This window comes from Falsiroseomonas sp. HW251 (assembly GCF_050563545.1).
Classification (GTDB): domain Bacteria; phylum Pseudomonadota; class Alphaproteobacteria; order Acetobacterales; family Acetobacteraceae; genus Falsiroseomonas.
The window spans coordinates 20,854-39,752 of sequence record NZ_JBNXUM010000018.1 but is presented as its reverse complement, the minus strand read 5'-3'; the positions used below and the strand labels follow the sequence as shown (position 1 = coordinate 39,752).

The window sequence follows — 18,899 nt, the reverse complement described above, 5'->3', positions numbered from 1 at the left end:
CCCCTTCCAGGGGGAGAGGGAAATCAAAGGGGAACCGGCCGCCAAACGCGATCGCCCTGCCCGAAAGCGAGAACGGAAGCGGCGGTGCCGACGATCACTCCCGCCGCTTCGCGGCCTCCGCGCGCATCGCGAGCACGTAGTCCGCCAGGGCGCGGCCGTGGTCGGAGGCCGTCGCGACGGTTGGCTCGCAGGCGCCCTGCAGGCGCACGAGCGACAGCACGTCGCCATCCGCGGCCTCGATGCCGATGCCCGCGAAGCCGAAGCCCATGCGCTCGAACTCCGTGCTGAGCTCCTCGGTCAGCGCATCGCCGAGCGGCAGGCCGAGCAGGGTGCAGGCGATGCCGCGCCGCTCCAGCTCCTTCACATGGGCGCGCACGGCATCGAGCGCGTCGAGCCCATAGGCGCCGATGCGGATCTCGGCGCGGCCCTGCTCGGGCAGGGCGCGCAGCACCAGCCGCGTCGCCGCCGCGGGCTCAGCCTCCGCCGCGCCGTCCTGCCAGGCGCGGTGCAGCCCGGCGCGGTCGAGGATCGCACGCAGCATCGCGGCGTGGCGCGCCGGCGCGTGCACCCCTCGCACCGGCCCGCCGCCGCCGAGCTGGAAGCGCAGCAGGTTGCCGCGCGGCGCCGCGCCGGCAGCGGGCGCGGGTCCTGGCAGCAGCGCGGTTTCCACCGCGCCCTGGTCCAGCAGGCGGCGCTGCGCGTCCTCCGCCGCGGCGTTCACGGTGCAGGCGACGCCGTGCAGCCCCTGCGTCCTTGCGCGCCCCAGGATGTGCGACTGCAGCTGCGCAAACAGGCCATGGCCGCGATAGCGCGGATCCACCACCGCGACGGCGCATTCCGCGACGCGCGCGCCGGGTTCCTCGAACATCAGCCCGGCATGGCCGACGACCTCCCCGGCCTCGTTCGCCGCGACGGAGGAGACCAGCAGCCTCGCGCGCAGCAGCTGCGCGACGCGGTCGGGGAAATAGACCTGCTCGTTCGCGTAGTCGTAGCCATGCGCACGCCACAGGCAGCGCGCCAGGCCCGGCGCGTCCTCCTCGGTCATCGGCCGGATCGCGACCCGGTCCAGCGCGACGGGCGGATCGGGGGCGGAAGCGGGCTCCGGCGGGTCGAGCAGGCCGGGGCCGAGCCGGCGGATCAGCTCCAGCCGCTTGCCGCCGCGGCCGAGGTTGCGGAAGACGACCTCATGCGCGAAGGCGCGCATCAGCACGATGCCGACCTGCCCGGGATCGCGCCGCGCGGCGAGGTGGGGATCCTCCGGCAGGCCCTGGTCCTCCACGACGATGGCGACCTGGTCCGGGCGCGCGATCACCGCGATGTCGAACGCCCCGGGCGCGCCGGGGTCGAAGGCGTTGCGCACGACGTGCAGGCAGGCTTCCTCGACCAGCAGGTCGAAGCCCGGCAGGTCGGCTTCCGGGATGCCGGCATGCGCCAGCACGCGGGAACAGAAGTCGCGCACCGGGACGACGAGCTTCTCGTCGGCCGCGACGGTGATGCGCGTGAGCAGGCGGTCCGCGGAGGTCACGCGGTGCAGGGTAGCCGAGGCGCCGTTCCGGCGTCAGTCCTGGCGGGACAGGTCCAGGGCGCGGGCATAGACCTGCTTGCGCGGCAGCCCGGTGGCGGCGGCAACCATCGCGGCGGCGTCGCGGAGGCTGGCGTTCCGCATCGCCGCGCGAAGCCGGGCGTCGAGGTCCACCTCGTCTGTCGTCTCGGCCGGCGCGGGGCCGATGACGACGCAGATCTCGCCCAGCGCGTCATGCGCGGCGTAATGGGCGGCGAGCGCCGACAGGCTGCCGCGGCGCACCTCCTCGAAGCGCTTGGTCAGCTCGCGCGCGACCGCGGCGGGCCGGTCGGGGCCCAGCCCCTCGGCCAGGGCGGCGAGCGTCTCGGCGATGCGGTGCGGCGCCTCGTAGAGCACGATGCTGGCGGAAAGCCCGGCGCGCTCGGCCGCGCGCAGCCCCGCGATGGCCGCGGCGCGCGCGCCGCCCTTCGGCGGCAGGAAGCCCTGGAAGAGGAAGGGGTGCGGCGGCAACCCCGACAGGGTCAGCGCCATTACCGCGGCGTTGGGGCCGGGAATGGCGGTCAGCGGCAGCCCGGCCTCGATCACCGCGCGGACCAGGCGGTAGCCGGGGTCGGAGACCAGCGGCGTCCCGGCATCCGAGGCCAGCGTCAGGCGTTGCCCCCCACGAAGCCTTTCCAGCACCTGCGGGACGACAGCGGTTTCGTTATGGTCGTGCAGTGGCAGGAGAGGCGCGGACATGCCATGACGGGCCAGCAATTGGCCGGTCACCCTCGTATCCTCGCAGAGCACCGCGTCGGCGGCGCCGAGCGCGGCGAGCGCGCGGGGGGACAGGTCGCCTAGGTTGCCGATCGGCGTTGCCACGAGGCAGAGCCCTCCGGGAGCCCATCCCGGGGGGGCCGCGCCCGGCTCCGCCCGCTGGGGAGGATCGTCACTTGCCATTGTCAGCCTCGCCTCGCGCCTGGACCCGCCGCGCGGGCCTGTTCGCCGCCGTCCTTCTCGGCCTGGCGGGCTGCGCCGCGCAACCCTCCGCCCCGAGCCGGCCGGGCACCGCGGCGCCCTTCGGCGCGCCGGGCCAGGGCCAGGTGGCGCGGGCGGGGCTGCTGCTGCCGCTGTCGGGCGCGCAGGCGCCGCTCGGCCAGACCCTGATGAACGCCGCCGTGATGGGCATGTTCGACGAGGCGCCGACCGGGGTGGAGTTCGTGCCGCGCGACACCGGGGGCACCGCCGGCGGCGCCGCCGCGGCGGCGCGGGCGGCGATCGGCGACGGCGCCCGCGTCCTGGTGGGACCGCTGACGAGCGCCGAGGCCGCCGCCGTCGCGCCGGTCGCGCAGGCCGCGCAGGTCCCGCTGCTGGCCTTCACCAACGATGCGCAGCGCGCCGGGCCCGGCGTCTGGGTGATGGGCATGACGCCGGCGCAGCAGGTCCGCCGGGTTGTGGCCTCCGCCGCGCGGGACGGGGCGCAGCGCTTTGTCCTGGCCGCGCCGAACAACGATTTCGGGCGCGCGCTGGCCGCGGCGACGCGGGGCGCGGCGGCCGATCTCGGCGTGACGGCCGCGGTGTCGCTGCACCCCGTGGGCGCCGACATGGGCAGCGCGGCCGCCGCCGCACGCGCCGCCGCGCCGCAGGCCGACGCGGTGCTGCTCGGCGAGGGCGGGGACCGCGCAACGCGCTTCGCCCTGGCCTGGGCCGAGGGGATGGACCCGTTGCAGCGGCCGCGGCTGCTCGGCACCGCGCTGTGGCTCAACGACCCGTCGCTGCGGGTGGAGGGGCCGCTGGCCGGCGCCTGGTTCCCGGGGCCCGACCCGACCTCCCGCGCGCGGTTCGAGCAGCGCTTCCGCGACGCTTTCGGCGACGCGCCGCCGCGCATCGCGGCCTCGGCCTACGATGCGGGGGCGCTGGCCGCGCGGGCGCTGCGCGCACGGGCGCCGCTGGACAGCCTGACGGCGTCGCGCAGCTTCCAAGGCGCGGACGGGCCGGTGCGGCTGCTGCCGGGCGGGCAGACCGCGCGGGGGCTCGCGATCTACGCGCTGTCGCCGGGCGGTGAGGCGGTGGCGGTGGAGCCGGCGACCGAGCCGGCAGGCACGGGCTTCTAGGGCGGCGATGCCGGTGGCCGGTCCGCCGGCCGGGCGGCTGCTCGCCGCCGCGGGGCTGATCGGCGGGGTGCCGGCCGTGGCGCTGCTGGCGCTGCTCGGCTTCGGCTGGGTGGAACCGCTGCCGGGCGCCGTCGCGCTGCTCGCCTGCATCGCGACGGCCTTCGTGCTGGCGCGGATCTGGCTGGGGAACCTGCGCCGCCTCGGCGACGCGCTGCGGCGCGCGGCGGCAGGCGAGGCCGACCCGCGGGAGGAAAGCGGCGGCATCCTGCTGCCCTCCGTCGCCGCGATCGCCGACGACATGCGCCGGCTCGCGCGCAGCGTGAACGAGCGGTCGGACCTGGTGCTGCGGCTGCGCCGCGCCGACGAGGCGGTGGTGGAGCGCCTGCCCGACCCGCTGGTGGTGCTCGATGCGAACGGCGCGGCGCTGCGGGCCAATGCCGCGGCGCGCGCGCTGTTCGGCGGAGCGGGTGGGGTCGGCGGGCTCGCCGCGGGCGGAATCGGGGATCTCGCGGCGCTGCTGCGCCATCCCGCCCTGGCCGAGGCGCTGGACGCGGCGCGCGCCGGCGCGCCGGCGGCCGTGGACGTCGCGCTGCCCGTGCCGGTGGCGCGCGAGCTGAAGGTGCATGTCATCCCGATGGAGCCGCCTCTGGCCGATGGCGGGCGGCAGGTGCTCGTGCTGTCGGACCGCACGCGCGACCGCGCGGTGGAGCGGATGCGCGCGGATTTCGTGGCCAATGCGAGCCACGAGCTGCGCACGCCGCTCGCCTCCGTCATAGGCTTCATCGAGACGCTGCGCGGCCCGGCGCGCGACGATGCCGAGGCGCGCGACCGCTTCCTCGGCATCATGGCAGAGCAGTCGGAGCGGATGCGGCGGCTGATCGACGACCTGCTGGGCCTGTCGCGCATCGAGACGACGGAACACCAGCCGCCGGAGGGCGAGGTGGACCTTGCCTCGCTGGCGGCGGCCGAGGCGGCGGCGCTGGCGCCGATCCTGGCCGCGCGCGGCGCCAGGCTGGAGACCGCGCTGGAGCCCGGCACCGTCGCCGCGCCCGCCGATGCGGAACAGCTGGGACAGGTGCTGCGCAACCTGCTGGAGAACGCGGTCCGGCACGGGAAGGAAGGCGGGACGGTGCGGCTCTCCGTCGCCCCCGCCGCGCCCGATCCCCGGCTTCCGGCGCGGCCTGGCGCGATGCTGGCGGTCTCCGATGACGGGCCGGGCATCGCGCGCCACCACCTGCCGCGCCTGACCGAGCGCTTCTACCGCGTCGACCGCGGGCGGTCGCGCAGCTCGGGCGGGACGGGGCTCGGGCTCGCCATCGTCAAGCACATCGTGAACCGCCACCGCGGCCACCTGCTGATCGAGAGCGAGGAGGGGGCGGGCGCGACCTTCAGGGTGTGGCTACCGGCGGAGCGGGCGGCGAAGTAGGGCTCAGGCCGCCGCGATCGGGTGGGCGATCGGCGATTGCGGGCCGACCCCGCCGCGCGGGCGGAAGCGCTCGCGCCGGGGCTCGAGCGCCTCCAGGCGTGCCATGTCGAACAGGCGCCAGCCCGGGGCGCGGTCGCCGCGCTCGTCGGCGATCTGCCAGGCGAGCAGCGCCAGCCGCCCGCGGGCGGAACGGCCGACGGCATGCGGATGCACCCGGCGCCAGGCACCGGCATAGCGGAGATCGAGCGCGCGGCGTGCGCGCAGCGCCGCGGCGAGCAGCGCCACTGCCGCGCCAGGACGCAGCGGAGGCGGACATGGGATCGGCATGGCTTCGATGTGGGAATTTATGCCCGTAACTTCAAGTGCAACCGCACGCGCTCGGCGCGCGGGGCAGCAACCCAGGGTGCAGCAAGGCGGCGTTTGTCACGGGCTGTCGCCGCCCCTTGCCTTGATTGTATACCGTAGGCCATCACTGGCTCAACCCTCACGCGTGCGTGATCGCGACGAGGGAAGCCTTCCGTCGCCGGGGCGTTTGCGACCCGGTTCTTCCGTCCACCAGCCCGGAGTTGCGCGTGGCCCCGCACCAGCCCTTGTTCCGCTCCTTCTTCCTAGGCGGGTTCGAATGCTCGACGCATCGTCGGCGCGATGGCCGCCGGCTCGATCTCATCGCCTCGACCCACCATGACCTGCTTGCCGAGCAGGATTACCGCCAGCTCGGCGAGCACGGGATCCGGGCGGCGCGCGACGGCGTGCGCTGGCACCTCGTCGAGGCGGAGGGGCCGGGCCGCTACGACTGGAGCCCCGTCCTGCCGATGCTGCGCGCCGCGCAGCGGACCGGCACGCAGGTCGTGTGGGATCTCTGCCACTACGGCTGGCCGGACTGGCTGGATTTCTTCTCCGACGAGTTCGTCACCCGCTTCGCCGACTATGCCGCGGCCTTCGCGAAGCTCGCCTTCGAGGAGACAGGCGAGCCGCCGATCCTCTGCCCGCTGAACGAGATCTCCTTCCTTGCCTGGGCGGGCGGGGAGACCGGCCACTTCAACCCCTGCACCAACGGCCGCGGGCCGGAGGTGAAGCGCCAGGCGGTGCGCGCGACGCTGGCGGCCACGCGCGCCGCGCGGGCCGCCGTGCCGGGCACGCGGGTCTTCGCGGTGGAGCCGCTGGTCCACACCCATGGGCGCCCCAACGTTGATGCCGACATCGAGCCCGCCATCCGCCGCAACGCCGGCGTCTGGGAAGCCTGGGACATGATCCTCGGCCGCAACGCGCCGGAGCTCGGCGGCGCGGAGGACATGCTCGACGCCATCGGGATCAATTTCTACTGGAACAACCAGTGGTGGCTGCATGAGGGCCACGACGCCGCGCCGATGTCCGTCTTCGACGAGCGCTGGATCCCGCTGCGCGACCTGCTGAAGCGCGTGCATGACCGCTACCAGCGCCCGGTCTTCCTCGGCGAGACCAGCATCGAGGGCGACCGGCGTCCGCTCTGGCTGCGCTACGTCGCGGAGGAGGTGATGGCAGCAATCGCGGCGGGCACGCCGGTCCAGGGGGTGTGTCTCTATCCCGTGCTGAGCCATCCCGGCTGGGACGACGACCGCTACTGCCCGAACGGCCTGTTCGAGATGCCGTCGAGGAACGGCCGGCGCGAGGTCTACCGGCCGCTCGCGGAGGAGGTCGCGCGGCTGAACGCGCAGTTCGACGCCATGCGGACGGCGGGCGCGGTGCCGAGCGAGGCGGCGGAATAGAAGGACGGGGGAGGGACGGCGCCCTCCCCTACTCCGCGGCCTGGCGCGGAGCCTCGCCGGCGGCGCCGGGGCGGCGCACGCGCAGGCGGCGGATGCGGCGGGGATCGGCGTCGAGCACGCGGAACTCGAGACCCGAGGGGTGGCTGATGAGCTCCCCGCGCGCCGGCACGCGGCCTGCCAGCGTGAAGACCAGGCCGCCCACGGTGTCGATATCGGCGGCGCGTTCCTCCTCCGTCAGGACGGTGCCGAGGCGCTGCTCGAAGGCCTCCACCGTCGTGCGCGCATCGAGGTCGAGCGACCCATCCGGGCGTTCGGTGATGGTCGGCGTCGCGACCTCGTCGTGCTCGTCGCTGATGTCGCCGACGATGGTCTCGACGAGGTCCTCGATGGTGACCAGGCCGTCGATGCCGCCGTATTCGTCGACGACCAGCGCCATGTGGATGCGCTGCGCGCGCATCTGCAGCAGCAGGTCGAGCACCGGGATGGTGGGCACCACCAGCAGAGGCTTGCGCAGGATCGCCTTCATCGAGAAGGCGGCGGGGTCGCGCCCGACCGCGGCGAAGACATCCTTGATGTGGACCATCCCCACGATCTCGTCGAGGTTGCCGCGATAGACGGGGAAGCGGCTGTGGCCTTCCTTCTGGATGAGCTGGATGGCCTGTTCCAGCGTCAGGTCCTCCGGCATGGCGACGATGTCGGCGCGCGGCAGCATGACGTCGTAGGCCGTCTTGTCGCGCAGGCGCAGCACGTTGCCGAGCAGGATGCGTTCGTGCTTGTCGAGGCCGGTGTCGTCCGCCTCGCCGCGGGCGGGGTCGTCGTTGTCGGGACGGCCTTCGAGGAGTTCCTCGACGCGGTCGCGCACGCTCTCGGCTTCGCGCCGGCGCAGCAGGGATTGCAGCCGCCAGAAGAAGGTGTTGCGGCGGTCGCGGTCGGTGCCGTTGTGGCCGTTACCGCTCATGGCGTGATGACGGCGCGCGTGGGGAGAGGGCGAACGCCGCTCGAGCCCTCTCCACCCGCAGGGGGGAGAGGGTTGGGTGAGGGAGGCGCGGGCACCGAGAACCCCGTCGGCTTCACGTCGCCCCCCGCCACGGATTGGGGCGTCCAAGCCGGCGCATGATCCGCGCCTCCGCGCGTTCCATCCGCCGCGCCTCGCCCGCGGCCAGGTGATCGTAGCCCGCGAGATGCAGCGCGCCATGGGCGACGAGATGCGCCAGGTGATCGGCGGTGCGACGCCCCGCGCCGCGCGCCTCGCGGCGGACGACACCCAGGGCCACGGCGACGTCGCCCAGGTAGCCCGGCGCCTCCGCCGGGAAGGAAAGGACGTTGGTCGGCTTGGCCTTGGCGCGGTGGCGGCCGTTCAGGCGCTTCACCGCGGCGTCGTCGGCGAGCAGCACCGTGATGGCGCCCCGCGCGCCGGTCTCTTCCAGCGCGGCGGCGGCCGCGCGGCGGACCAGGGCCTCGGGCCGCGGCACGGCCGCGCGCCATCCCCTGCTCGCCAGGAGGACGGTGACCCCGTTCCCCGATCGGTTCCCGGCCGAAGGGTTCGTTCCCCTGGGGCCAGGCCGTCTACTTCCCGGTTCCATCCTTCTCCACGCCAGCGCGCCCGCGCCCGCCTTCCCGCGGGCGGGAGGCGGCGTCGGCGCGTCCATAGGCCGAGACGATCTTCGCGACCAGCGGATGCCTTACCACATCGCGTTCGGCAAATCTCGCGACCGCGATGCCGTCCACGCCGTCCAGGATCGCCAGCGCCTCATGCAGGCCGGAGGCCTGGCCGGGGGGCAGGTCAACCTGGGTAGGGTCGCCGGTGACGACCATGCGCGAGCCCTCGCCCATGCGGGTCAGGAACATCTTCATCTGGGCCGGCGTGGTGTTCTGCGCCTCGTCCAGGATGGCGTAGCAATGCGCCAGCGTCCGGCCGCGCATGAACGCCAGCGGGGCGACCTCGATCTCGCCGGCCTCCATCCGGCGCTTGACCTGCTCGGCCGGCATCATGTCGTGCAGGGCGTCGTAGAGCGGCCGGAGATAGGGATCCACCTTCTCCTTCATGTCGCCGGGCAGGAAGCCAAGCCGCTCCCCGGCCTCCACCGCCGGGCGCGACAGCACGATCCGGTCCACTCTTCCGGCCTGCAGCAGCGCCACGCCCTGCGCGACCGCCAGGTAGGTCTTGCCGGTGCCGGCCGGGCCGACGCCGAAGACCATCTCGGCGCGCGCCAGCATCTCGATGTAGGCGGCCTGGGCGGGGCTGCGCGGCGCGATCGCGCCCTTGCGGGTGCGGATCGCGGGGATGTCCTGCAGCGGCAGGCGGGGGTCGGCTTCCTGCACGCCCTCCGCCATGCGCATCGCGGCCTCGACCTCGGCGGTGCCCACGTGTTCGCCCTTCTGCAATCGCCGCCAGAGGTCTGCCAGCGCGGCCTCCGCCACCTCGGTCCGTTCCGGCGCCCCGGTGATCGTCAGCCGGTTGCCCCGGCTGGAGATCCTGACCCCGAGCCGCATCTCGATGCGGGCGAGGTTCCGGTCATGCTCCCCGTAGAGGAGCGGCAGCAGCTGGTTGTCGTCGAAGTTCAGCGTGACGGACCGGCTGGCCGGAAGATCGGCGGGCACGCGCGGGGCGCGGGCCTCGCCTTGGCGAAACGCGAGGGCGGTGGTGCTCAAGCCGCGGCTTTCTCCTGTTCGGGTGGATCTCCGGAACGCTTGCCATCGAGGATGCGGACGGCGAGGGAGTTGGGGTGGGCGGAAACGACCTCGCAGGCCAGGACCTGACCGGCGAGGGCAGCGGGACTTTGCGTCCCTGTCGCGGCGTGCACCGGCTGCAACCAGGGCGAACGCCCGGCGGCCTGGCCGGGATGCCGGCCGGGCCCGGTGAACAGAACGTCGAAGCGAAGCCCGAGGCGCGAGCGGTTGAACGCGTGCTGCTGCTGGCGGAGCAGTTCCTGGATCTCCTGCAGGCGCCGGTCCTTCTCGGCCTCCGTCACCTGAAGTGGGGCGCCGGCGGCAGGGGTTCCAGGACGTGGCGAGTACTTGAACGAGAAGGCCTGGGCGAAGCCGACGCGCTCGATGAGGTGCAGGGTCGCCTGGTGGTCGTCCTCGGTCTCGCCGGGGTGGCCGGCGATGAAGTCGGAGGACAGCGCGAGGTCGGGGCGCACGCCGCGCAGGCGTTCCACGATCCGCAGGAAGTCGGAAGCGGTGTGGCCGCGGTTCATCGCCTTCAGCACGCGGTCCGAACCGGACTGCACGGGCAGGTGCAGGAACGGCATGAGCGCCGGGATCTCGCCATGCGCGGCGATGAGGTCGTCATCCATGTCGCGGGGGTGGGAGGTCGTGTAGCGCAGCCGCGCCAGGCCCTCGATGCCCGCGATCTCGCGCAGCAGGCGGCCGAGGCCCCAGCTCGCGCCGTCCGGGCCTTCCCCGTGATACGCGTTCACGTTCTGCCCGAGCAGCGCGATCTCGCGCGCACCCTGCGCGACCAGGCGCCCGGCCTCCGCGATCACCGCCGCGGCGGGGCGGGAGTATTCGGAGCCCCGCGTATACGGGACCACGCAGAAGGAACAGAACTTGTCGCAGCCCTCCTGGATGGTCAGGAAGGCGATCGGGCCCTGCGGGGCGCTGACCTCCGGCAGGTGGTCGAACTTGTCCTCGGCGGGGAAGTCGGTCTCGATGACCTGGCCGGCGGCGCGCGTCGCGCGCGCCACCATCTCGGGCAGGCGGTGGTAGCTCTGCGGGCCGAGGACGATGTCCACGTAGGGCGCCCGCGCGGTGATCTCCGCGCCCTCGGCCTGGGCCACGCAGCCCGCGACGGCCAGCACCATGCGCCCGCCCGTCGCCTCCTTCGCGGCGCGCAGGCGGCCGAGCTCGGAGAACAGCTTCTCGCTCGCCTTTTCCCGGATATGGCAGGTGTTGAGGATCACCATGTCGGCGTCCTCGGGAGTCTGCGTCGGCGCATAGCCCAGCGGCGCCAGGACATCGGCCATCCGGGCGCTGTCGTACACGTTCATCTGGCAGCCCCAGGTCTTCACGAAGAGACGCTTGGGCGCAGCATTATCGGTCATCGGGATCAGGGCTCCGCCGCCCCGCCGGCGGTCCGGCGGGGTGAAGGCGGGGAGATGCGCAGGCCCTGCGCCGCGGTCAAGCGCCGCGCCCGGGGCGCATCGGCACGATGCGAATCGGCACGGTTCGAAGGTGGGACGCCGCGCCGCGCCGGGTCAAGCGTGATCCGCAACAGTGTGGCGCGACGGCGACAGGGGCTGGGGAGGCCGGTTCTGCCGAAGGGTCGCGCAGCCCTCGTTCACCACCTCGAAGCAGGCGGCGGTCAGCGCCTTGCGGTCCTGCCACGCCGCGGGGTCGAGCGGGGCGTGCAGCACGATCGTCGCCCGCGTCTTGTGTCGCCGCGCCAGGCGCCAGAAATGGCTGCCGAGCTCCATGTCGCCATACCAGGCGAAGAGCGGCCGGTCGCGCCGGCAGGCCGGCAACCCGCCCAGCCGGTCGAACACCAGCGAGACCGGCTGCACCACCCGCGCATGGTCGGCGACCGAGAGGAAGGCGCTGCGGAAGGCCATGACGCGGCTGCCGTCGCTGGTCGTGCCTTCGGGGAACAGGACGATGCTGTCGCCCTGGCCGAGGCGTTCGCGGATCAGCCCCGCCTCGCCCTTCGTCCGGGTGCGGCTGCGGCTGACGAAGACGGTGCGGCCGAGCCTGGCGATCCAGCTGACGACCGGCCATTCCCCGACCTCGCGCTTGGCGACGAAGCAGGCGTCGAGCGCCGCGCCCAGCGCCACGATGTCGAGCCAGGAGGAATGGTTGGACACGAAGAGCACGGACCGCCCCGCCGCCGGCGCGCCCACGACCTGGATGCGCAGCCCCATGAGCCAGGCCGCGGCCCGCCAGTAGAACTTGCCGAAAGCCACATGCGCCTTGCCCGGCAGCACGACGAGCAGCGCCTGGACCGGCAGGGCGATAAGCGTCCAGGCCGCGATCGTCGCGATCCGCCGCGCCGCGCGGATGCGCCCGCCGAGCGGCCGGAAGCCCAGCACGTCGCCCCAGATCGTGTCCGGGTCGGATTGCGAGAAGCTGATGACCTTGCGGCGCCGCCGCGGCGGGCGCAGCGCCTCCGGGGTCGTCAGGCGGGCGGCTTCCATGCGCGCCATGTGCGCCTGCCATCGCGTCATGGCAATGAAGGGGAAGCGACGGTCCGGTGAAAGTCGCGGGAGCGTTGCAGGGCAGCCTCGCCGCGGCGCGCGTTGCGGCGGGGCGGCGGGACGGGGCAGGCTGGCCGGGAACGAGGAAGAGCTTCGCCATGACCCTGCCCCGCCGGACCCTGCTGGCGGCCACGCTGGCCGCGCCCGCGGTCATGCCCCGCGGTGCCCGAGCCCAGGGGCCCTGGGCACCCGACCGCCCCGTCCGCCTGATCGTCCCCTTCGCGCCGGGCGGCAGCCAGGACGTGCTGGGGCGCCTGTTCGCCCAGCAGGTCTCCCAGCAGGTCGGGCAGAATGTCGTGGTCGAGAACCGCGCCGGCGCCGGCGGCATCATCGGAGCACAGGAGGTCGCCCGTGCCACGCCGGACGGGCTGACACTGCTGCTGACGACCGCGGGGCAGACCACCATCGCGAAGGCGATCGGGCGACGCCTGACCTATGACCCCGTCGCCGACTTCACGCCCATCATCCACCTCAGCGACAGCCCGGTGGCGCTGGTCACCGCGCCGTCCCTGCCGCCGCGGGACCTGCAGGAACTGTTGGCCTACTGCCGCGACGCGCGGGACCCGATCCCCTACGGCTCCACCGGCATCGGCACCAACACCCACCTCATCATGGAGGAGCTGAAAGCGCGCGAGCGGCTGAAGGTGGAGCACGTTCCCTATCGCGGCGCCGCGGCCGCCTTCAACGACCTGGCGGCGGGGCGGATCGGGCTGATGTTCATCTCCGTCGCCTCCGTCATGGCGGTGTCGGGCGCACAGATGAAGGTGATCGGCGTGACGTCGCGCGAGCGCTTCCCGCCCACCCCCGACGTGCCCACGATGATCGAAGGCGGGCTGCCCGGCTTCGAAGCCTCGATCTGGACCGGCCTGGCCGGGCCCAAGGGCCTGCCGGCACCGATCGTCGCGCGCTGGAACGCGGAATTCGCCAGAGCCCTGCAGAGCGAGCTCGTCACCTCGCGCCTGCCCGCGCTCGGCTCCACCGCCAATGGCGCCGGCGCCGAGGCCTTCGGCACGCTGCTGCGCGAGGACCTCGACCGCTGGACCCGCGTCGCGGCGCCGCTGAACATCCAACTGGAGTGAGGGTTGGCGCTGGCTGCCCGGGGAGGGCGCTGCCCGCCCCGTACCCCACCCGCAAAGGGCCAGCGGGCCCTTTGAACCCATGAGTTTAACGCCGAAGGCGGGAGGGGGCACTTCGGCCCCCTCCCGCCTTCGGCGTTGAAAAATTGATTGCGGTCCAGGGGCCCATCGGCCCCTGGCAGGGAGGGTTCGGGAGGGACAGCGTCCCTCCCGAAGTCGATCAGCGCCTACCTCATCCTGTTGGCGGGGATCGGCGCCAGTTCCTGGTCGGAGCCGATCGAGGATGGCGTGCCGAAGCCCGGGAAGCGGCCTGGCCCCGGGGTGGGCTGTGTCTGCAGGGCGCGGGCGCGGCGCTCGGGCGTGGTCTCGACCTGCGAGTTCGGCGTGGGCGCGGGCTCGAACGCGGCGGCGTCGCGCGGCGGCGGCAGGGCGGTGCCGGTCGGCAGGCGCGCAGGCTGGCTCTGGCAGGCCGCCAGCAGCAGCGCCGCGCCGATCAGCGTCCGTCGTGCGGGCAGGGTCATCGTCGCGTCCTTCACCGGCGGCCCACGCCGTCGCGCAGCAGGCGCGGCAGGTCGGCCAGGTCGATCTCGTCGAGCATCGGGTTGGCGCGGAGGTCGCGGCCCCAGAGCAGTTCGAGCATCCGCACCATGCCATCCGTGGCCGGCATCGCGATACCCTTGGCCGCCGCGATGGCGAGGTAGTAGGCGAGGCCGAAGGGCACGTCCTCCGTCACGTAGCGCGTGTCGGTGGTCCTGGGGCCCAGCACTTCCGGCCGCTTCGCCGCGATCGCGGCGGTCATGGCCGCGAGCGGGCCCGGTGCCACGGGATTGGCGCGCGCGAGCACGATCGCGATGCTTTCGAGCTTGTGGCCATAGGCGGCGGCGAGTGCGTCGCGTTCCTTCTCCAGCGCCAGCATCAGGTTGCAGGCGAAGGGTGTCATGGCGGCGTATTGCGCCCACTCCTCGGCGCGTTCGATGCGCGTGACGTTGGTCAGCACGAGCACGGCATGCGCGATCGGGTTCGCGTTCAGCAGCGAGACATGCAGCGCGTCCGGCGAGAGCGGCGCGTCGAAGCCGAAGAGGTCGGTCGCGAGCGCGGCAAGGCGCGGCGCGGCGGAGGCGGGCACGGAAGCGACCTCGACGGCCTTGCGCAGCATCGCGACCCGCACGCGATCGGGGCCGAGGCGCCGCGCCCCGCCGGGCGTGGTCGCGAGAGCGCCGACCGGCGCGCGGTCGGGCATGCCGCGGCGCGCGACGAGCGCGTCCAGCACGACGGGTGCGAGGGAGGCTGCCGGCGCGACCAGGACGGGAAGGTCGGGCGGCAGCGCCGCGGCGATGCGCGGGAGAACGGCCGCATAGGCATAGGCCGGCACGGCGAGCAGCGCGGCATCGGCACCGTCGAAGGCCTCGGCCAGGTCGGTGGTTGCGTCCAGGTGGAAGTCGCCGGCGATCACGCCCTCGGCGCGCAGCGTCCCGTTCAGGCCCGCGATGCCGGCGCCGGAGGGCGACCACAGTATCGCGGAATGCCCGCGCGAGACCGCCAGCACCGCCGCCGCCGGGCCGATCGCCCCCGCCCCCAGCACCGCGAGCCGCATCGTGGTTCTCCTCAGGCCAGGCGCAGCGCGATCGCGCCCGCGCCGATCAGCGCCGCGCCGGCAAGGCGCGCGGGCGTCGGGCGTTCGCGCAGGATAGCCGCGGCGATCGCGACGCCGAACAGGATGGAGGTCTCGCGCAGCGCCGCGACGGCCGCGATCGGCGCCTGCGTCATGGCCCAGAGCGCGAGCGCATAGGACCCCAGCGTGCAGCCGCCGGCACCGAGACCGATGCGCCAGCGCCTGACCAGGTGCGGCGCCAGCGCGCGCGGCCGACGCCAGGCGACGAAGGGCAGGAAGAACGCCGCCGTCGCGACGAAGGCCCAGAGCGTGTAGGCGACGGGCGCGTCCGATCGTCGCGCGCCGATCCCGTCCACCAGCGTGTAGGTCGCGATCACCACGGCGTTGGTCAGCGCGAAGGCGATGGGTGCGGCATGCGCCCGCGCGCCGCGGCGGACCGCCATGGCCAGGATGCCCGAGGACACCAGCGCGACGCCGACCCAGCCGAGCGGCCGCAGCGCCTCGTCCAGCAGCGCCGCGGCGACGAGTGCGACGACCAGCGGCGGCGTGCCGCGCATCAGGGGATAGGCCAGGCTCAGGTCCCCTGCGCGATAGGCGGCCGCGACGAGCGAGAAGTAGCCGAGGTGGATGACGCCCGAGGCCAGGATGAAGGGCCAGCTCGCGGGCGCCGGCTGCGGCAGGAAGGGCAGCGCGACCGCGGCGATGAGCGCCGATCCCGCGACGACCAGCCCGGTGTCCAGCAGCTTGTCCGCGCCCGACTTGACCAGCGCGTTCCACGTCGCGTGCAGCGCCGCGCCGAGCAGGACGAGCAGCATGACCTGGGCGGACACAAGGGAATCCCTGACACGAAAGTGTCATGGAAGCGCAATGCGGGGGTGTTGCGAAGGTGGAGACAGCACGAACCCCCACCCGCCTCGCTCCGCTCGGCACCCTCCCCCGCAAGCGGGGGAGGGTCGGGGTGGGGGTACCGATCGCGCTACCGCCCCGCGGCGCGCCGCAACCGCGGCTTCTCCGTCGGTGCCTCCCGGTCCAGCAGCGCGTGCATCGCGGCGACCGTCTGCGGGCTGAGCTTGCGGATGGAATCCGCGAGGCGGTTCGCCAGCGCGGTTGCTTCCGGCGTCAGCCCCGCGGTATCCACGCTAATCCGCGGATGCGACAGCCGAGCGAGCTCCGCGAGCTCCTCCGCTTCGTCCCAGATCAGCCCGAAGAATTCGTTGACCTGGTGGACCAGTCCTGCCGAGGGCCGGCCGCGATGCCCGTGCTCCAGCGCCGACAGATAGGCCGACGACACCTGCAGATGCGTCGCCATTTCCTTCAGCGTCACGCCACGCGCGCGTCGCAGCGCGCGCAAGCGGGCGCCGAAGGGCGTCATCGTTCGATGCCCTCGAGCGGCGGGCGGCCGCATCCGCGGCCTTGCCTTTCGCGCCGACGCGCTGTCGCGCTGGTCGTCGTCGCGCGCCGTGCGCGGGCCGCCTTCGGCGGCCAGCTCCGCTTCATGGCCGACCTCTGCCGCGCTTGCGCAGCAGGATGTTCACCGCGCCCGTGTTGGTGGGATGCGGATGGGCCGCACCCAGCACCAGCGGGCGCAGATCCGGCGCGTTCAGCCAGTGCGGCAGCTCTCGCTTCAGGATCCCTCCCTCGGGCTGCGGGCCCTTGCCGGTGACGACCGTGACGGTGCGGACCCCGTCCAGCGCCGCATCATGCAGGAAAGCGCGCAGCGCCGCATGCGCGTCGTTCACCCGCCGTCCGTGCAGGTCGAGCGTCCGCTCGCCCGCCGCGTCGCCCTTGCGCAGCGCCTTCCAGCGCTTGCGGTCGAGCCCGCCGGGCTGCTCGCCGATGCGGAGCTCGGGCGAGACGGCGCGCTGCGGCGCGGTGGGCGCGGCCTTCGGCAGCGGCGTCGGCGCGATCGCCTCTGGCGCGGGATCGCCCGGCGGCGCCTCGGGCCGGGAACGGCCGAACAGGGGCACGATATCCGCCGTGAAGGCGTGCCACAGCGAGAGATCCGCGCGCGTCAGCGCCTTCCGTCGCGGTGGCATCGCAAGCCGTGTCTCACTCGCCCGTGGCGGTCTCGCCCGGGCGGGCGACGGCCTCGGCCCGCGCCTCGGCGGGTGTGCTCTCGCGGGGCGCGGGCTCGTCCTCGACCAGCAGGACATGCAGGCGCCGCGGGCCATGCGCGCCGAGTTCCAGCGTCTGCTCGATGTCGGCCGAACGCGACGGGCCCGTGACCAGCATGAGGTTGCGCGGCATCCATCCGCCGGTCAGCGGGTCGCGCCGCTCCACCCGCAGCCGGTCCCAGGCTTCCTCATAGGCGCCGACGATCGCGCTGGCGCGCAGCACCACGATCTCGGTGTCCGGCAGCAGGTTCAGCGTCGCCGGGCGCACGGGGTCGGAGGGGAAGAAGAGCGTCCCCGTTTCCGCGACGCCCGCCCAGGCATGCTGCAGCGACACCTGGTCGCCGTCGCGCGCGCGCCTTGCCTCGCGCTCGATCATCGGGCGCTGCGACCAGTCGATGGCGTCGAATTCGGGATGCGGCGCGACAACCAGGCGCGCGGGCAGGTTCTGCGCGGCCAGGTATTCCGCCACCGCCTCCGGCACCGACCCGATGTCAGGGATGCGGTGGACGGTGCCGAATTCCTTCTCGACGTTGCGGATGAAGAGCGCGATCTGCTCCGGCCGCGGCACGCGCGACCGCGCGGGGATCAGGTGGCGCGGATGGGTGGCGAGCCGTCCGTCCAGCATCGCCGCCTGGTCGGCCGGGAGCGGCCCGCGCTTCAGGCCGCGGCGGATGCCGCCGAGGATGGCGTCCCTGCTCATCGCTTCTGCGCCTTGTAGCGCGCCATGAAGGTGCCGCCGGGCTCGGGCGCCGGCAGGTCGCGGCCCTGGGTCCAGCCTCCCGCAAAAGGCATCGAGCGGAACGCGCCGCGCCCGCGCGCCAGCAGCGACAGCGCGCCGACGCCCATCCGCGTCGCCGCGCGATACAGCGCCGGCCGCTTCGCGAACCACGCCCAGAGCGCGAGGTTGCTGCGGATCGCCGCCGGCGTGAGATGCCGCTCGAACTCGCGCTCGCGCCAGTGCCGCATCAGCTTGGGCAGCGGGATCTTCACGGGGCAGACGCTCTCGCACTTCCCGCAGAAGGTGGACGCGTTCGGCAGGTGCCCGGTCTTCTCGACGCCGACGAGCGAGGGTGTCAGCACGCTGCCCATCGGGCCGGGATAAACCCAGCCATAGGCATGCCCGCCCACCGCGCCATAGACCGGGCAGTGGTTCATGCAGGCCGCGCAGCGGATGCAGCGCAGCATCTCCTGGAACTCGGTTCCGATCATGTTGGACCGGCCATTGTCGATCAGGACGACGTGGTATTCCTCGGGCCCGTCGAGGTCGCCTTCGCGCCGCACGCCGGTCGAGAAGGTCGTGTAGACCGAGAAATCCTGCCCCGTCGCGCTGCGCGCGAGCAGGCGCAGCAGGCTCGTCGCGTCCTCGAGCGTCGGCACCATCTTCTCGATGCTTGCGAGCGCGATGTGCACGCGCGGCAGCGTCTGGGTGAGGTCGCCGTTGCCCTCGTTGGTGACGATCACCGAGGAGCCCGTCTCCGCGATCAGGAAGTTCGCGCCGGTGATGCCGACATCGGCGGCGAGGAACTTCTGGCGCAGCCTGGTGCGCGCCTCGGTCAGGATGTCGCGGCGTTCGTGGAAGACGCGGTTGGGATCGAGGTCGGTGTGTGCGCGGCGGAAATCCGCTTCCCAGTCCTCGCGGTTCAGGTGGAAGGCGGGCGCGATGATGTGGCTCGGGTGTTCCTCCCGCAGCTGGATGATGTACTCCCCGAGGTCGGTCTCGACCGGCGTGATGCCGTGCGCGGCCAGGTGGTCGTTGACCCCGATCTCCTCGGAGATCATGGACTTGCCCTTGGTCACGGTCTTCGCACCGGCGTCGCGGCAGATCCGCAGCACGGCCGCGCGCGCCTCTTCCGCGGTGCTGCACCAATGCACCTTGCCGCCGGCCTTCTCGACGTTCGCGGCATAGACCTCGAGGTAATGGTCGAGGTTGGCGAGCGTGTGGTTCTTGATGTCGCGGCCGATGTCGCGCAGGCGCTCGAATTCCGGCAGCGCCTGCACGGCGATTGCGCGGCGCTGCAGGAAGGCGCCCTTCGCCTTGCCGAGCGCCTTCTGCAGCCCGGGATCGGCCAGCGCCTGCGCGGCGTTGCGCTTGAAGGCGGGGGAGGTGACCTGGACCATC

The 18,899-nt window shown here is 73.5% G+C and carries 19 protein-coding genes; 4 read left to right on the top strand and 15 right to left on the bottom strand.

Annotated elements, in window-relative coordinates; genetic code table 11:
* Positions 1 to 94: 94 nt before the first annotated feature.
* Together ACLF3M_RS21045 and rsmI are read right to left on the bottom strand one after the other, a co-directional pair.
* The gene (locus ACLF3M_RS21045; RefSeq protein ID WP_430658943.1) at positions 95 to 1,525 is read right to left on the bottom strand and encodes a GNAT family N-acetyltransferase; all 1,431 of its coding nucleotides are present in this window, start codon (positions 1,523 to 1,525) and stop codon (positions 95 to 97) included.
* A gap of 33 nt (positions 1,526 to 1,558) precedes the next feature.
* Positions 1,559 to 2,383: a 16S rRNA (cytidine(1402)-2'-O)-methyltransferase gene (gene rsmI, locus ACLF3M_RS21040; protein WP_430658942.1), complete on the bottom strand. Its 825-nt coding sequence runs from the start codon at positions 2,381 to 2,383 to the stop codon at positions 1,559 to 1,561.
* Between the two features lie 77 nt (positions 2,384 to 2,460).
* Between rsmI and ACLF3M_RS21035 the strand changes: the two genes are divergently transcribed.
* Together ACLF3M_RS21035 and ACLF3M_RS21030 are read left to right on the top strand one after the other, a co-directional pair.
* The gene (locus ACLF3M_RS21035; RefSeq protein ID WP_430658941.1) at positions 2,461 to 3,615 is read left to right on the top strand and encodes a penicillin-binding protein activator; all 1,155 of its coding nucleotides are present in this window, start codon (positions 2,461 to 2,463) and stop codon (positions 3,613 to 3,615) included.
* Positions 3,616 to 3,622: 7 nt separating this feature from the next.
* Positions 3,623 to 5,041, top strand: coding sequence for an ATP-binding protein (locus ACLF3M_RS21030; RefSeq protein ID WP_430658940.1), 1,419 nt, complete (start codon positions 3,623 to 3,625; stop codon positions 5,039 to 5,041).
* Between the two features lie 3 nt (positions 5,042 to 5,044).
* Here the strand turns inward: ACLF3M_RS21030 and ACLF3M_RS21025 are convergent, their stop codons facing one another.
* On the bottom strand, positions 5,045 to 5,368 hold the full coding sequence (locus ACLF3M_RS21025) for a WYL domain-containing protein (protein ID WP_430658939.1): 324 nt from the start codon (positions 5,366 to 5,368) through the stop codon (positions 5,045 to 5,047).
* 245 nt (positions 5,369 to 5,613) lie between these two features.
* On the opposite strand from ACLF3M_RS21025, the gene ACLF3M_RS21020 reads away from it, so the two are divergent.
* Entirely contained in the window at positions 5,614 to 6,786 is a 1,173-nt protein-coding gene (locus ACLF3M_RS21020) for a hypothetical protein (protein ID WP_430658938.1), read from the top strand.
* A 28-nt stretch (positions 6,787 to 6,814) separates the two neighbouring features.
* Here the strand turns inward: ACLF3M_RS21020 and ACLF3M_RS21015 are convergent, their stop codons facing one another.
* From ACLF3M_RS21015 to ACLF3M_RS20995, 5 genes are all read right to left on the bottom strand, one after another.
* Positions 6,815 to 7,744: a hemolysin family protein gene (locus tag ACLF3M_RS21015; RefSeq protein ID WP_430658937.1), complete on the bottom strand. Its 930-nt coding sequence runs from the start codon at positions 7,742 to 7,744 to the stop codon at positions 6,815 to 6,817.
* 112 nt (positions 7,745 to 7,856) lie between these two features.
* Positions 7,857 to 8,258 (bottom strand): rRNA maturation RNase YbeY, encoded by a 402-nt coding sequence (ybeY, locus tag ACLF3M_RS21010; protein WP_430658936.1) that lies wholly within the window; start codon positions 8,256 to 8,258, stop codon positions 7,857 to 7,859.
* Positions 8,259 to 8,352: 94 nt separating this feature from the next.
* Positions 8,353 to 9,438, bottom strand: coding sequence for a PhoH family protein (locus ACLF3M_RS21005; protein ID WP_430658935.1), 1,086 nt, complete (start codon positions 9,436 to 9,438; stop codon positions 8,353 to 8,355).
* On the bottom strand, positions 9,435 to 10,832 hold the full coding sequence (gene miaB, locus ACLF3M_RS21000) for a tRNA (N6-isopentenyl adenosine(37)-C2)-methylthiotransferase MiaB (RefSeq protein ID WP_430658934.1): 1,398 nt from the start codon (positions 10,830 to 10,832) through the stop codon (positions 9,435 to 9,437). The genes ACLF3M_RS21005 and miaB overlap by 4 nt, the downstream gene beginning before the upstream one ends.
* Before the next feature lie 153 nt (positions 10,833 to 10,985).
* Positions 10,986 to 11,948 carry a lysophospholipid acyltransferase family protein gene (locus ACLF3M_RS20995; protein WP_430658933.1) on the bottom strand — a complete coding sequence of 321 codons (963 nt, stop codon included), beginning with the start codon at positions 11,946 to 11,948 and terminating at the stop codon, positions 10,986 to 10,988.
* A gap of 128 nt (positions 11,949 to 12,076) precedes the next feature.
* Here ACLF3M_RS20995 and ACLF3M_RS20990 point away from each other — a divergent pair, with 128 nt between their 5' ends.
* Positions 12,077 to 13,057, top strand: coding sequence for a Bug family tripartite tricarboxylate transporter substrate binding protein (locus tag ACLF3M_RS20990; protein WP_430658932.1), 981 nt, complete (start codon positions 12,077 to 12,079; stop codon positions 13,055 to 13,057).
* A 224-nt stretch (positions 13,058 to 13,281) separates the two neighbouring features.
* On the opposite strand, the gene ACLF3M_RS20985 is transcribed toward ACLF3M_RS20990, so the two are convergent.
* The 7 genes from ACLF3M_RS20985 to ACLF3M_RS20955 all read right to left on the bottom strand — a co-directional run bounded on the left by ACLF3M_RS20985 (position 13,282) and on the right by ACLF3M_RS20955 (position 18,898).
* Positions 13,282 to 13,575 (bottom strand): hypothetical protein, encoded by a 294-nt coding sequence (locus ACLF3M_RS20985; RefSeq protein ID WP_430658931.1) that lies wholly within the window; start codon positions 13,573 to 13,575, stop codon positions 13,282 to 13,284.
* An 11-nt stretch (positions 13,576 to 13,586) separates the two neighbouring features.
* Entirely contained in the window at positions 13,587 to 14,648 is a 1,062-nt protein-coding gene (locus ACLF3M_RS20980) for an NAD/NADP octopine/nopaline dehydrogenase family protein (RefSeq protein ID WP_430658930.1), read from the bottom strand.
* 11 nt (positions 14,649 to 14,659) lie between these two features.
* Entirely contained in the window at positions 14,660 to 15,496 is an 837-nt protein-coding gene (locus ACLF3M_RS20975) for an EamA family transporter (protein WP_430658929.1), read from the bottom strand.
* Between the two features lie 146 nt (positions 15,497 to 15,642).
* Entirely contained in the window at positions 15,643 to 16,038 is a 396-nt protein-coding gene (locus ACLF3M_RS20970; RefSeq protein WP_430658928.1) for a helix-turn-helix domain-containing protein, read from the bottom strand.
* A 121-nt stretch (positions 16,039 to 16,159) separates the two neighbouring features.
* Positions 16,160 to 16,702, bottom strand: coding sequence for a Smr/MutS family protein (locus ACLF3M_RS20965; RefSeq protein ID WP_430658927.1), 543 nt, complete (start codon positions 16,700 to 16,702; stop codon positions 16,160 to 16,162).
* A 13-nt stretch (positions 16,703 to 16,715) separates the two neighbouring features.
* On the bottom strand, positions 16,716 to 17,480 hold the full coding sequence (locus ACLF3M_RS20960; protein ID WP_430658926.1) for a LutC/YkgG family protein: 765 nt from the start codon (positions 17,478 to 17,480) through the stop codon (positions 16,716 to 16,718).
* Positions 17,477 to 18,898, bottom strand: coding sequence for a LutB/LldF family L-lactate oxidation iron-sulfur protein (locus tag ACLF3M_RS20955; protein WP_430658925.1), 1,422 nt, complete (start codon positions 18,896 to 18,898; stop codon positions 17,477 to 17,479). The genes ACLF3M_RS20960 and ACLF3M_RS20955 overlap by 4 nt, the downstream gene beginning before the upstream one ends.
* Between the last annotated feature and the right edge of the window lies 1 nt (position 18,899).